Here is a 13,284-nt window from a genome sequence, read left to right on the forward strand (position 1 = left end):
CCTCGGTGGGAATGGTTCGGGAAGGAAATCAAAGGTCGAGCAGGCGGATGTGCTCCGGGGCGATGGCAATCGCTTCGGCGGCCGGCAGGGCCGACTCGGCGAGAAACGGCTTTCCCGCACCGGGCACTGCAAAGTCGTAGCGCGTGAGCGCACCCAGGTAGCGCTGGGCACCGGTGCGTCCCTCCAGCCGGTTCACGCTGCCCGGCGCAGGGTCGGGGCGCACATGCTCAGGACGCACCATCGCGTGCAGCGCCGTGCCCACGGCGCGCGCGCCCGTGTGGGCGATGAGCTCGGCAAAACCCAGGTCCACCCGGCCCGGCGCGCTGACCTTGCCCGGCAAGATGGTGGACAGCCCCACGAATTCGGCAACCGCGCGGCTCGCGGGCTGCTCGTAGAGTTCGCGCGGCGTGGCGATCTGCAAGAGGCGCCCGTCCTTGAGCATGGCCACGCGGTCGGCCATGACCAGGGCCTCCTCCTGGTCGTGCGTGACCAACAGCGTGGTGGCGCCAAAGCGCTGCTGGATGGCGCGGATCTCATCGCGCAGGTGGCCGCGCACGCTGGCATCCAGGGCCGAGAGCGGCTCGTCGAGCAGCAGGGCCTGCGGGTCGATGGCCAGGGCCCGCGCCAGCGCCACGCGCTGCTGCTGCCCGCCCGAGAGCTGGGCGATGCCGCGCTGCGCGTAGCCCGCCAGGCCCACGATGTCGAGCAGCTCCCGCGCGCGCCGGTGGCGCTCGGCCACGGCCACCTTGCGCAGCTTGAGGCCGTAGGCCACGTTGTCCAGCACCGACAGGTGCGGGAACAGCGCATAGTTCTGGAACACCATGCCCATGCGGCGCTGGTGCACGGGCATTGCCGACATGTCCTGCCCGCCAAAGACGATGCGGCCCGTGTGGCCGGTTTCCAGGCCCGACACCAGCTTGAGCAAGGTGGACTTGCCCGAGCCGCTGGGGCCGATCACCGCCACCAGCTCGCCCGCGCGCACGTCCAGGGACACGGCGTGCAGGCCCTGCGTGCTGCCGGGGTAGTGGTAGCTGACATTGTCGAGGACGAGGCTCATGGGTGCTCTTTGCGGGCTTGGACGAGGGAAGAGGACAGCAGCGCCGACGCGCCCGCCAGCACCAGCAGGACCACCGTGGCGGCGCAGGCAAAGCCCGTGGCACCGTAGAAGGCCTGCAGCAGCACGACCGGGTAGGTGCGGTTCTGGAAGCTGGTGAGCAGGTTGGACACACCGAACTCGCCCACCGAGATGGCCGCCACCATGACCAGGCCGCTGAGCAGGCTCTGGCGCAGGCTGGGCAGCACGATGCCCGTGAACTGCTGCCAGCCCGAGGCGCCCAGCGTGGCGGCGGCCTGCTCCAGCCGGTGCAGGTCCAGGTGGCGCAGATCGGCCAGCAAGGTGTTGGTGAGGTAGGGCAGCGTGAGGATGGCGTGCGCCGCGATGAGCAGCGGCATGGAGCCCAGCCAGGGCGCCAGATCGGTGTTGAAGACCACCATGTAGCCGAAGGCCAGGGTGATGGCAGGCACGGCCACGGGCATGGCGCTCACGATGCGCGCCGCCAGGCCACCGCCGCGCCGCGCGCCGTGGTAGAGCGCATAGGCCAGCGGCAGGGCCAGCACGGTGTTGATGGCGCAGGCGGAGAGTGCCACCACCAGGCTGCTCACGAAGGCCTTGCGGAACGAGCTGTCCAGCCACAGGTCCTGGTACCACTGGCCGGTGACGCCGCTGGGCAGCAACGTATTGGTCCAGCTGCCGCCCACGCTGCCCACCAGCAGCAGCGCGATGGGCAGCAGCAGGTACACGCCGTAGACGATGGAAATACCGCGGATCACCTTGTTGCCTCCAATGCCCCAATTACCGGCATACTTTCCGCATGCGCCAGTGTTCGCCGCAGGCTTGCTGCAGCACCTGCCCAAATTCTAGGGAGAGACCGCCCCATGATGGCTGAAACCTGGATGAGGACACTTGAGCAATTGGAAAACGTTTTTCACACAGCTTTCACCAACCCCGGCTATGAAGCGCGACTGCCCCACCATCCAGGAACTGCTGGCCTTCGACGCCGTGGCACGCCACCAGAGCATCACCCTGGCCGCGGGCGCGCTGTGCATCACGGCCAGCGCGGTCAGCAAGCAGGTGGCGGGGCTGGAGGCCTTCCTGGACCGGCAGTTGCTGCAGAAGAACGGGCGCGGCGTGGAGCTCACGCCCCAGGGCCGCGTGTACTGGCAGAAGATCTCGGGCGGGCTGCGCGCCATCGAGGCCGCGACCTTCGAGGCCCGCTCGGGCGATGCCGGGGCGGGCCTGCTCACGCTGGCCAGCGTGCCCACCTTCCTCACCAAATGGCTGATCCCGCGGCTGCCGGCCTTCAGCCAGCAAAGCCGCCATGTGATGCTGAGCTTCAGCCGCCACCTAGAGCCCAGCGACGGCATCCCTGCCGGGGTGGATGCGGCCATCCGCTACGGCCCCGACGGCTGGCCGGGCGTGGTGTCCGAGTACATCGCAGGTCGCGAGTTCGTGCTCATCGTGGCGCGCAGCCTGGTCGAGGGCCGCAACCGCATCGCCCAGCCCACCGACCTCCTGGGCCACACCCTGCTGCACCACGAGGGCGCGCCCACCGCCTGGCGGCAGTGGGCCGCACAGCACGGTGTGCCCGAGGTGCAGACCCTCGCAGGCCCGCGCTTCGCCCAGTACTCGGCCCTGATCCAGGCGGCGCTCAACGGCCTGGGCATCGGGCTGGTGCCGGCCCTGCTGGTGCAAAAGGAATTCGCCGAAGGCTCGCTGCTCAGCCCCTGCGGCAGCCCGGTGCGCGTGGACCAGGGCCACTACCTGTGCTACCGGCCCGACCGGCTGGACCTGCCGGCCTTCGCCGCTTTCCGCGAATGGATTCTGGGCGAAGGCGCGCAGTCGCGCGGCGCGTCGGCGGACTGACGGCTACCCGGGGAGCGTCAGCGCGCCAGAGGCTCCCAGTTGCCCGCCACGTTCTTGAGCAGCGTGTTCACGGCCACCAGACGGCGGTTCTTCACGTCGATCAGGCTGCGCTGCGAGGACAGCACCGAGGCCTGGGCCGTGATCACATTGAGAAAGCCCACGGTGCCCGCGCGGTACTGGTTGTTCACCACGTCCAGCGCGCGCTGGGAGGCGGCCAGGGCTTCGGTCTGCAGTTGCTGCTCCTGCGCCAGCGCGGTGGCGGCGGTGAGGTTGTCCTCCACCTCCTGCAGGGCCGTGAGCACGGTCTGGCGGTATGCGGCGGCGGCCTGCTCGTTGCTGGCGCGGGCCGATTCCACGGCGGCATTGCGCGCGCCGCCGTCGAACAGCGATACCGCCAGCGCCGGCCCCAGCGACCAGAACAGGTTGGGCGCACTCAGCAGGTTGGACAGCTCCGAGCCCCGGTAGCCGGCCGAGCCCGAGAGCGTGAGCGCCGGGAAGAAGGCCGCGCGCGCCACGCCGATCTGCGCATTGGCGGCGGCCACGCGGCGCTCGGCCGCGGCAATGTCGGGGCGGCGCTCCAGCAGTTGCGAGGGCAGTTGCGCTGGCACCGCGGGCGGGGCCGGCAGCTCGGCCGTGGCCGGCAAGCTGAAGGCCGCGGGCGCCTGGCCCACCAGGGCGGCGAGCGCGTGTTCGAGCTGGCTGCGGCTGGTCTCGGATTCGAGCAGTTGCACCTGAGTGCCCTTGTACTGGGCCTCGGCCTGGGCCACGTCGGCCAGCGAAACCACGCCGGCCGCCTGGCGGTTGCGCGTGAGCTCCCAGCTGCGGGCATAGGCGTCCAGCGTCTCGCGCAGCAGCCGGGCCTGGGCCTCGGCGGCGCGCAGCGCAAAGTAGGTCTGCGCCACCGTGGCCTGCACCGACAGGCGCATGGCGGCCAGGTCGTCGGCACTGGCCTGGGCGCTGGCGCGCGCGGCATCCACCGTGCCCGAGATGCGGCCCCACAGGTCCAGCTCCCAGCTGGCGTTCAGGCCCAGCGAATGGCTGGTGCTGATGCGCGCATTGCTGCTGCCGTCGGCCTGCAGCGTGCTGCCGCTGCGCGAGCGCGAACTGCTGGCGCTGGCCCCCAGGCTCGGGAGCAGGCTGGCGCTGCTGCTGGCCACCGCCGCCTGCGCGGCGCGCAGCCGCGCCAGGCTCTGCGCAATGTTCTGGTTGCCGGCAGCGGCCTGCTGCTGCAGGGCATCGAGCGTGGCATCGCCATACAGCGACCACCAGACAACCGGCACGGCCTGGTCGCCGCCGGGCTGGGCCGGCTGCCACAGGCCCTGGGCCGCAGCGCTGCTCTCCTTGAAGGCTGGCGGGATGTCCATGGCCGGGCGCTCGTAGGCCTGCTTGCTGGCGCAGGCGCCGAGCAGCGCCAGCACCGCGAGCGAAAGCGCCAGGCGTGCAGGAATGGAAGGGGCGTGAGGGGAAGGCATCAATCTTTTCCTTGAAGCGCCACGGCAGGTCCCTGTACGGGATGCTGCGGCGTCCTGCGCCAGCGGCGCACCGCGCGCAGCACGCGGGCGCGCAGGCGGTCCAGCGCCACGTAGACCACGGGCGTCGTATAGAGTGTGAGCACCTGGCTGAACAGCAGACCACCCACGATGGCGATGCCCAGCGGCTGGCGCAGCTCGGCGCCATCGGCCCGGCCCAGGGCCAGCGGCAGCGCGCCGAAGATGGCGGCCATGGTGGTCATGAGGATGGGGCGCAGGCGCAGGTTGCAGGCGCGGTAGATGGCCTGGGCCGCGCTCACGTGGCCGCCGCGCTGGCGCACCAGCGCGAAGTCGATCATCATGATCGCGTTCTTCTTGACGATGCCGATGAGCAGGATCACCCCGATCAGCGCGATCAGCGAGAACTCGGTCTTGAACAGCATCAGCGCCAGCAGCGCCCCCACACCGGCCGACGGCAGGGTGGAGAGGATGGTGAGCGGGTGCACCAGGTTCTCGTACAGGATGCCCAGCACCAGGTAGATGGTGATGATGGCCGCCAGGATCAGCAGCGGCTGGCCCGCCAGCGCGTCCTGGAAGGCACCCGCCGTGCCGCCGAAGGTGCCGCGGATGCTGACCGGCACGCCCAGTTCGGACACTGCGTTGTGGATGGCATCCGTGGCCTGCGAGAGCGAGACGTTCGGTGCCAGGCTGAAGCTCACCGTGCTGGCCGGCGTGCCCCGGTCGTGGCTGACCGACAGCGGCGTATTCGTCTGCGTGATGCGCGCGAACGCCGTGAGCGGTATCTGCTGGCCCTGGTTGTTCACGAAGAAAAAGCTGCGCAGGGTCTCGGGGTCCTGCAGGTACTGGGGCGCGGCCTCCATCACCACGCGGTACTGGTTGAGCGGGTTGTAGATCACGCCCACCTGGCGCTGGCCGAAGGCATCGTTCAGCGTGGCATCGATGGTGGCAACGGTGAGCCCCAGGCGCGTGGCCGCATCGCGGTCGATCACCAGCGTGGTCTGCAGGCCGTAGTCCTGCACGTCGCTGTTCACGTCCTCCAGTTCGGGCAGCTGCGACAGGGCCTGGCGGATGCGCGGCTCCCAGGTGCGCAGCTCGGCGATGTCGTCGGCCTGCAGCGTGTAGTCGAACGAGGCGCTGCTCTGCCGCCCGCCGATGCGGATGTCGCGCTGGGGGGTCATGAACAGGCGAGCGCCGGGCTCGTTCTTGAGCTGCTCGCGCAGCCGCGCGATCACTGCGTCCGAGCTCTCCTGCCCCGGCCCGCGCTTGAGCGACATGAACATCATGGCCGCATTGCGCTGCCAGCCCCCCGTGAAGCCGGTGACATGCTCCACGGCCGGATCGGCCTGCACGATGGCCAGAAAGCGCTGCAGCCGCTGCTCCATGGCCTGGAACGAGGTGGCCTGGTCGGCGCGGATGAAGCCCGAGATGCGGCCCGTGTCCTGCTCGGGCATGAAGCCCTTGTCGATGGCGGTGTAGAGGTACACGTTGCCCGCCACCACACCCGCCAGCACCAGCAGCACCACGGGCTGGTGGCGCAGGCACCAGGCCAGGCTGCGGCGGTAACCGCGCAGGCCGCGCTCCTGCAGCTGGTCCACCCAGCGCGAAAAGCGCGCCCAGCGGGTTCGGCTCGGTGCCTTGGGCGCCCGGTGCTGCTTGAGCAGGGCCGCGCACATCATGGGCGTGGTGGTCAGCGAGACCAGCAGCGACACCAGGATGGCCGCCGACATGACGATGGCGAACTCGCGAAAGAAGCGCCCCACGATGCCGCCCATGAACAGAATGGGCACGAACACCGCGATCAGCGAGATGCTCATGGACACCACGGTGAAGCCGATCTCGCGCGCGCCGTCGAGCGAGGCCTGCAGCGCCGTCTTGCCGCGCTCCATGTGGCGCATGATGTTCTCCAGCACCACGATGGCGTCGTCCACCACGAAGCCGGTGGCCACGGTGAGCGCCATCAGCGAGAGGTTGTCGAGCGTGTAGCCCGCCAGGTACATGATGCCGAAGGTGCCCGCCAGCGACACCGGCACCGCCACGCTGGGGATGAGCGTGGCGCGCGCATTGCGCAGGAACAAAAACACCACCATGATCACCAGCGCCACGGCGATCAGCAGGGCGTTCTCCACCTCCTTGACCGAGGCGCGCAGCGTGGGCGTGCGGTCGGAGACGATCTCGATGTCGATGGCCGCCGGGATCGATGCCTTGAGCGCCGGCAGCAGCGAGCGCACGCGCTCCACCGCTTCGAGGATGTTGGCGCCGGGCTGCTTGTACACCTGCAGCAGGATGGCCGGCTTGCCATTGGCCACGCCGAAGTTGCGCACATCCTGCACCGAATCCGTCACCTGGGCCACGTCGGCCAGGCGGATGGCGTTGCCGTCCTTCCAGCGCAGCACCAGCGGCGCATAGTCGGCCGCCACGCGGGCCTGGTCGTTGGCGGCCACCTGCCAGTAGTGGTCCTCGCGCTCCACCGATCCCAGCGGCCGGTTGGCGTTGGTGCTGGTGATGGCCGCACGCACCTGCTCCAGCGAGACACCGTTGGCCGCCAGGCGCAGCGGGTCGAGCTGCACGCGCACGGCGGGCAGCGCGCCGCCGCTGATGGACGCCTGGCCCACGCCCTCGACCTGCGAGAGCTTTTGCGCCATGACGGTGGAGGCCGCGTCGTACATCTGCCCGCGCGTGAGCGAGTCGGACGTGAGCGCCAGGATCATGATGGGCGAATCCGCCGGGTTCACCTTGCGGTAGGTCGGGTTGCTGGGCATGCCCGTGGGCAGCAGCGTGCGCGAGGCGTTGATGGCTGCCTGCACGTCGCGCGCAGCGCTGTCCACCGTGCGGCTCAGGTCGAACTGCAGCGTGATGGAGGTGCTGCCCAGCGTGGAGCGCGAGGTGATCTCGTTGACGCCCGCAATGGCGCCCAGGGCCCGCTCCAGCGGCGTGGCCACCGTGGCGGCAATGGTGTCGGGGCTGGCCCCGGGCAGGCTGGCCGAGACCGAGATGGTCGGGTAGTCCACCTGCGGCAGCGGCGCCACGGGCAACAGGAAGTACGACACCGCCCCCGCCAGCGCCAGCCCGATGGTGAGCAGCATGGTGGCGATGGGCCGGTGGATGAAGGGGGTGGACAGGCTCACACCGCTCCCTCGGCATGTGCCACCTTGGCTGCGCGCCGTGCGCGCCAGCGCTCGGCCGCGTTCTCGAAGGTCAGGTAGATCACCGGCGTGGTGAACAGCGTGAGCAACTGGCTCACGATGAGGCCGCCGACCATGGTCACGCCCAGCGGATGGCGCAGTTCGCTGCCCACGCCCGTGCCCAGCATCAGCGGCAGCGCGCCCAGCAGGGCCGCCAGCGTGGTCATGAGGATGGGGCGAAAGCGCAGCAGGCAGGCCTGGTAGATGGCCTCGCGCGCGGGCAGGCCCTGGTCGCGCTGGGCCTCCAGCGCGAAGTCGATCATCATGATCGCGTTCTTCTTGACGATGCCGATGAGCAGCACGATGCCGATGATGGCGATGATGTCCACGTCGAGCCCCATGACCAGCAAGGCCAGCAGCGCGCCCACGCCAGCGGACGGCAGGGTGGAGAGAATGGTGACCGGGTGGATGGTGCTCTCGTACAGCACACCCAGCACGATGTACATGGTGACCACCGCCGCCAGGATGAGCAGCAGCGTGTTCGACAGCGATGCCTGGAAGGCCAGCGCCGCGCCCTGGAAGCTGGTCTCCACCGACAGCGGCAACAGGCCTGCCTCCTTGGCGCCGGCCTGCTCGGCCTGGATGGCCTTGACCGCATCACCCAGCGCCACGCCGGGCGCGGTGTTGAAGGAGATGGTGGCCGCGGGCAGCTGGCCCACGTGGTTCACGCCCAGGGCCATGGGCCGTTCTTCGATGCGCGCCACGGTGGACAGCGCCACCGGCTTGCCGGCCGTGGAGGTGACGTAGATATTGTTCAGCGCCTCGGGCCCGATCTTGAACTGCGGCGCCACCTCCAGCACCACCCGGTACTGGTTGGACTGGGTGAAGATGGTGGAGATGAGCCGCTGGCCGAAAGCGTTGTACAGCGCCGTGTCGATGCCCGACACCGTGACCCCCAGCCGGCTGGCCTGGGCCCGGTCGATCTGCACGAAGGCCTGCAGGCCCTGGCTCTGCAGGTCGCTGGCCACGTCGGCCAGCTGCGGCAGGCCGCGCATGCGGCGCACCAGCTCGGCGGTACTGGTCTGCAGTTGCGCCGGGTCGGGGGAAGACACCAGCAACTGGTACTGCGTGCGCGCCACGCGGTCCTCGATGGTCAGGTCCTGCACCGGCTGGGCATACAGGCGGATGCCCGGCATGTCGGCCGTGTCGTCGGCCAGGCGGCGCACCACGGTGGAGGCCTTGTCGCGCTCGCCGTGGGGCTTGAGGTCGATCAGCAGCCGGCCCGTATTCAGCGTGGTGTTGGCGCCATCGACCCCGATGAAGGACGAGACACTTTTCACCGCCGGGTCCTGCAGGATGCGCTCGGCCAGCCGCTGCTGGCGCTCGGACATGGCGGCGAACGAGATCGACTGGTCGGCCTCGGTGGTCGCCTGCAGCGTGCCCGTGTCCTGCACCGGGAAGAAGCCCTTGGGCACCACCATGTACAGCAGCACCGTGAGCGCCAGCGTGGCGATGAACACCACCCAGGTGAGCAGTTGGTGGCCCAGCACCCAATTGAGCGCCCGGCCATAGTGCGCGATGGTGCGGTCGAAGAAGCGGCCCGTGGCCTGGTAAAGGCGGCCATGGCTCTCCTCGGGCGTGTGGCGCAGCAGGCGCGCGCACAGCATCGGCGTGAGCGTGAGCGAGACCACGGCCGAGATCAGGATGGCCACGGCCATGGTGATCGCGAATTCGTGGAACAGCCGGCCCACCACGTCGCCCATGAAGAGCAGCGGGATCAGCACCGCGATCAGCGAGATGGTGAGCGAGATGATGGTGAAGCCGATCTGCTTGGCACCCTTGAGCGCCGCCTGCAGCGGGTGCTCGCCCTCCTCCACGTAGCGCGCGATGTTCTCGATCATCACGATGGCATCGTCCACCACGAAGCCGGTGGAGATGGTCAGCGCCATCAGCGTGAGGTTGTTGATGGAGAACCCCGCCATGTACATGATGCCGAAGGTGCCCACCAGCGACAGCGGCACCGCGACGCTGGGGATGAGCGTGGCCGAGGCGCTGCGCAGGAAGACGAAGATCACCGCCACCACCAGGCCGATGGCCAGGGCCAGCTCGACCTGCATGTCCTTGACCGAGGAGCGGATGGTCACTGTGCGGTCGGTCAGTATCTGCACGTCCAGCGAGGCCGGCAGCGTGCTCTGCAGCTGGGGCAGCAGGGCCTTGATGCGGTCCACCGTCTCGATCACGTTGGCACCGGGCTGGCGCCGGATGTTGAGGATCACGCCCGCGCGCGCCCCGGTGTCGGGCGTGCCGGCCCAGGCGGCCAGGCGGGTGTTCTCGGCGTCGTCCACCGTGGTGGCCACGTCGCGCAGGCGCACCGGTGTGCCGTTGCGCAAGGCGATCACCAGGTTCTGGTACTCGGACGCGGACTGCAGCTGGTCGTTGGCATCGATGGTCGATGCGCGCGCCGGGCCGTCGAAGCCGCCCTTGGCCTGCTTGACGTTGGACGCGGCGATCACGCCGCGCACGTCTTCCAGCGTCATGCCCACGGAGGCCAGCGCCACCGGGTTGACCTGGATGCGCACGGCCGGCCGGCGCCCGCCCGCGATGGCCACCAGGCCCACGCCCTTGACCTGCGAGAGCTTGGGCGCCAGGCGGTTTTCCACCAGGTCGTTGACGCGGATCACGGGCAGCGAGGGCGAGGTGATGGCCAGCGTGAGGATGGGCGCATCCGCCGGGTTCACCTTGCTGTAGATGGGCGGCATGGGCAGGTCGCCCGGCAGCAGGTTGCTGCCGGCATTGATGGCCGCCTGCACCTGCTGCTCGGCCACGTCCATGGCCATGTCCAGCGCGAAGCGCAAGGTGATGACCGAGGCACCGCCCGAGCTGGTGGAGGACATCTGCTCCAGCCCCGGCATCTGGCCGAACTGGCGCTCCAGCGGCGCCGTGACGTTGGAGGTCATCACGTCGGGGCTGGCACCCGGGTACAGCGTGGTGACCTGGACGGTCGGGTAGTCCACCTCGGGCAGGGCCGAGATGGGCAGCAGCCGGTAGGCCAGCAGGCCCGCGATCAGGATCGCCACCATCAGCAGCGAGGTGGCGATGGGGCGCAGGATGAAGATGCGCGAAAGGTTCATGGCGGCAGGGCCCGCGTCAAGGGTGTCGGGACTGCATCAGCGCGAGGCCGCGGCGCCAGGGGCCGCGATACCGGCCGCCTGCATCTTGCTGCGGATGAAGGCGCGGCGTTCATCGGGAGGCATGGCCTGCAGCTTCTGGCGCTCTTCGGGGCTCATCTTCTCCAGCAGGGCCCGCACCTCGGGCGACATGCCAGGGCGGCGCTCGCCGTCGGGGGCACCGCCTTCAGCACGTGGCCCGCCTTCACCGCGCGGGCCGCTTTCGGCACCTGCGGCCTGGCTGGCCCGGGGCGTTTCGCGTGGTCCCTCGGCGCTGCTGCGGCCACCAGCAGGGCGCGACGCACCCTGCGCCGGAGCCGAGGCACCGGCCGCAGGCGCAGCGGCAGCCTCGCCACCCACCGTACCGCTTGCGGCACCCGCCGGCCCGGCGGCTGCGCCGGGCTGGTTGCGCTTGCTGCGGAAGAAGGCGCGGCGCTCCTCCTGCGTCATCTTGGCGAGCTTGTCGCGCTCTTCGGGGGTCAGGTTGCGCATCATTGCGGCGCGGCGGGCGCCGGAATCCTGCGCGGCCTCATCGGCACGGGCGGCGGCGCCCGAGTCGATGACAGCCACCTTGGCGCCTTCGCGCAGGCGGTCGATGCCGTCGACCACCACCTGGTCGCCGTCCTTGAGATCGCCTTCCACCGCAACCCTGTCGCCATCGGCCACACCGACGCGGATGCGCCGCTGCGTCACCGTGCCATCGGGCTGCACCAGGTAGACATAGTTGTTCTGGATGGCCGTGCCGGGCACGGTCAGGGCGTCCTGCAGCAGGTTGACCTGCAGGCGCACGTTGACGAACTGGTTGGGGAACAGGGTGCCGTCGTCATTGGAGAAGGTGGCCTTGACCTTGATGGTGCCGGTGGTCGCGTCGATGGCGTTGTCGAGCGCCCCCACCTTGCCACGGCCCAGGCGGCGCTTTTGCTCGCGGTCCCACAGCTCCACGGGCAGCTCGGCGCCCTCGCCCAGGCGCTGGTTGATCTGCGCCAGGTGCGCCTCGGGCACGGAGAACACGGCGTCGATGGGGCGCACCAGGTTGATGGTGACGATGCCGTTGGCGTCCGAGGGGCCGACCACGTTGCCCCGGTCGGCCTGGCGCAGGCCCAGGCGCCCGGCGATGGGCGCGGTGATGCGGGTGTAGCTCAGCTGCAGCCTGGCGGCGTCGACCTGGGCCTGGTCGGCCGCGACCGTGCCTTCGAGCTGGCGCACCTGGGCGGCCTGCGTGTCCACCTGCTGGCTGGCGATCGAATCCTTGGCCAGCAGGTCCTGGTAGCGCTTGAGGTCGAGCTGCGCGTTCTTAAGCAGCGCCTGGTCGCGGGCGAGGTTGCCCTGCACCTGGCTCAGCGATGCCTGGTAGCTGCGGGGGTCGATTTCGGCCAGCAACTGGCCGGCCTTGACCTCCTCGCCCTCCTTGAAGCGCAGGCTGGTCAGTTCGCCGCTGACCTTGGCGCGCACCACGGCCGTGGCGCGGGCGCTCATGGTGCCGATGGCGTTGACCTGCACGCGCACGTCCTGGCGCCGCACCACACCCACCGATACCGGCTGTGTCTGCCCCCCCGCGCTGAAGCGGGCCGGCCCACGCCCCCCTGGGCCGCCAGGACCACCCCGCCCCGCCGGGCCTGCTTCGGCCGATGCCGGGGCCGCCTGGCGTTGCTTCCACCACCAGCCCCCGCCCGCTGCGGCGGCAATGAGCACCAGCAGCACGATCCACCACAGGGCACGCCCCTGTTGGCGCAAGAGGGGCCGCGAAGACACGGACGGAAGGCGAAGGGACGGCATGGTGCAGGTAACAAATAGAGTCGTGGCTATGGTAGCCACCCGCCAAGTCACTCCGGCGCCCGGGCAGAAGGATTTACCCTGCCTTTACCACCGGTTTACGGCGTTTTCAGGGCCGAAACCTGGTTCAGCGGTTAGTGGCCAGCAACAGCCCGCCTGCGCCCATGAAAAATCCGCCCGTGGCCTTGTTCAGGCGCACCACGCCGCGCGAGGTGCGGATGAAGCGGCGGATCTGCCGCCCACCGGCCGCATACACGGCCGTGGCCACGAACTCGGCCGCCAGGTACACGCTGCCCAGCACCAGGAACTGGCGCGCCGCCGGCTGGGCCGGATCGATGAACTGCGGAAAGATGGCCGCGAACAGGATGATGGCCTTGGGGTTGGTGATGCCGAGCAGGAACTCCTGCGTGACCAGCGACCACAGGCGCACGGGCGCGGCACCGGTGGCGGCCACCTCGGCGCCGTCGGCCACCTCCAGGCCATTGAACTCGCGGCTGCGCCAGGCGCGCCAGCCCAGCCAGAACAGGTAGCAGGCACCCACCCACTTCACGGCGGTGAACGCCGCCTGCGACGCCAGCAACATGGCCCCCAGGCCCACGGCCGAGACGGTGAGAAAAATCGCAAACGCCGCCGCCCGCCCGATGGTGCCCACCAGGGCCGCGCCCACGCCGGCACGGATGCCGTTGTTGAGCCCACAGAAGTTGTTGGGACCGGGGGTCAGGGCGATGGCGACGGCAACGGGGGCGAAGAGAAGGGCGTCCATGGGAGGGAATATCCGGAAAAACGGCCGCCGACACGGCCAGCGCGCC

The 13,284-nt window shown here is 69.8% G+C and carries 8 protein-coding genes; 1 reads left to right on the forward strand and 7 read right to left on the reverse strand.

Annotation, left to right across the window (positions count from 1 at the left end; genetic code table 11):
• Nucleotides 1-28: 28 nt before the first annotated feature.
• Nucleotides 29-1,057, reverse strand: coding sequence for an ABC transporter ATP-binding protein (locus AC07X5_RS18835; RefSeq protein WP_494771371.1), 1,029 nt, complete (start codon nt 1,055-1,057; stop codon nt 29-31).
• A complete protein-coding gene (locus AC07X5_RS18840; protein ID WP_494771372.1) occupies nt 1,054-1,830 on the reverse strand; it encodes an ABC transporter permease in 777 nt (258 codons plus the stop codon). The genes AC07X5_RS18835 and AC07X5_RS18840 overlap by 4 nt, the downstream gene beginning before the upstream one ends.
• A gap of 181 nt (nt 1,831-2,011) precedes the next feature.
• Here AC07X5_RS18840 and AC07X5_RS18845 point away from each other — a divergent pair, with 181 nt between their 5' ends.
• Nucleotides 2,012-2,923, forward strand: coding sequence for a LysR substrate-binding domain-containing protein (locus AC07X5_RS18845; protein WP_494771373.1), 912 nt, complete (start codon nt 2,012-2,014; stop codon nt 2,921-2,923).
• A gap of 17 nt (nt 2,924-2,940) precedes the next feature.
• Here AC07X5_RS18845 and AC07X5_RS18850 read toward each other — a convergent pair whose 3' ends face one another.
• The 5 genes from AC07X5_RS18850 to AC07X5_RS18870 form a co-directional block, all read right to left on the reverse strand.
• Nucleotides 2,941-4,395, reverse strand: a complete 1,455-nt coding sequence (locus AC07X5_RS18850; protein ID WP_494771374.1) for an efflux transporter outer membrane subunit — start codon at nt 4,393-4,395, stop codon at nt 2,941-2,943.
• Entirely contained in the window at nt 4,395-7,538 is a 3,144-nt protein-coding gene (locus AC07X5_RS18855) for an efflux RND transporter permease subunit (protein ID WP_494771375.1), read from the reverse strand. The genes AC07X5_RS18850 and AC07X5_RS18855 overlap by 1 nt, the downstream gene beginning before the upstream one ends.
• Nucleotides 7,535-10,666, reverse strand: coding sequence for an MdtB/MuxB family multidrug efflux RND transporter permease subunit (locus AC07X5_RS18860; RefSeq protein WP_494771376.1), 3,132 nt, complete (start codon nt 10,664-10,666; stop codon nt 7,535-7,537). The genes AC07X5_RS18855 and AC07X5_RS18860 overlap by 4 nt, the downstream gene beginning before the upstream one ends.
• A gap of 36 nt (nt 10,667-10,702) precedes the next feature.
• Nucleotides 10,703-12,478, reverse strand: a complete 1,776-nt coding sequence (locus tag AC07X5_RS18865; protein ID WP_494771377.1) for an MdtA/MuxA family multidrug efflux RND transporter periplasmic adaptor subunit — start codon at nt 12,476-12,478, stop codon at nt 10,703-10,705.
• Nucleotides 12,479-12,602: 124 nt separating this feature from the next.
• Entirely contained in the window at nt 12,603-13,238 is a 636-nt protein-coding gene (locus AC07X5_RS18870; RefSeq protein WP_494771378.1) for a LysE family translocator, read from the reverse strand.
• Between the last annotated feature and the right edge of the window lie 46 nt (nt 13,239-13,284).

This window comes from Acidovorax sp. GW458-11-26-14-TSB4, from assembly GCF_059423865.1.

Excerpts from the sequence above, each read along its gene's own strand:
- AC07X5_RS18835 (WP_494771371.1), bottom strand. The coding sequence starts at position 1,057 with ATGAGCCTCGTCCTCGACAATGTCAGCTACCACTACCCCGGCAGCACG.
- AC07X5_RS18850 (WP_494771374.1), bottom strand. The coding sequence starts at position 4,395 with ATGCCTTCCCCTCACGCCCCTTCCATTCCTGCACGCCTGGCGCTTTCG.
- AC07X5_RS18860 (WP_494771376.1), bottom strand. The coding sequence starts at position 10,666 with ATGAACCTTTCGCGCATCTTCATCCTGCGCCCCATCGCCACCTCGCTG.
- AC07X5_RS18865 (WP_494771377.1), bottom strand. The coding sequence starts at position 12,478 with ATGCCGTCCCTTCGCCTTCCGTCCGTGTCTTCGCGGCCCCTCTTGCGC.
- AC07X5_RS18845 (WP_494771373.1), top strand. The coding sequence starts at position 2,012 with ATGAAGCGCGACTGCCCCACCATCCAGGAACTGCTGGCCTTCGACGCC.
- AC07X5_RS18870 (WP_494771378.1), bottom strand. The coding sequence starts at position 13,238 with ATGGACGCCCTTCTCTTCGCCCCCGTTGCCGTCGCCATCGCCCTGACC.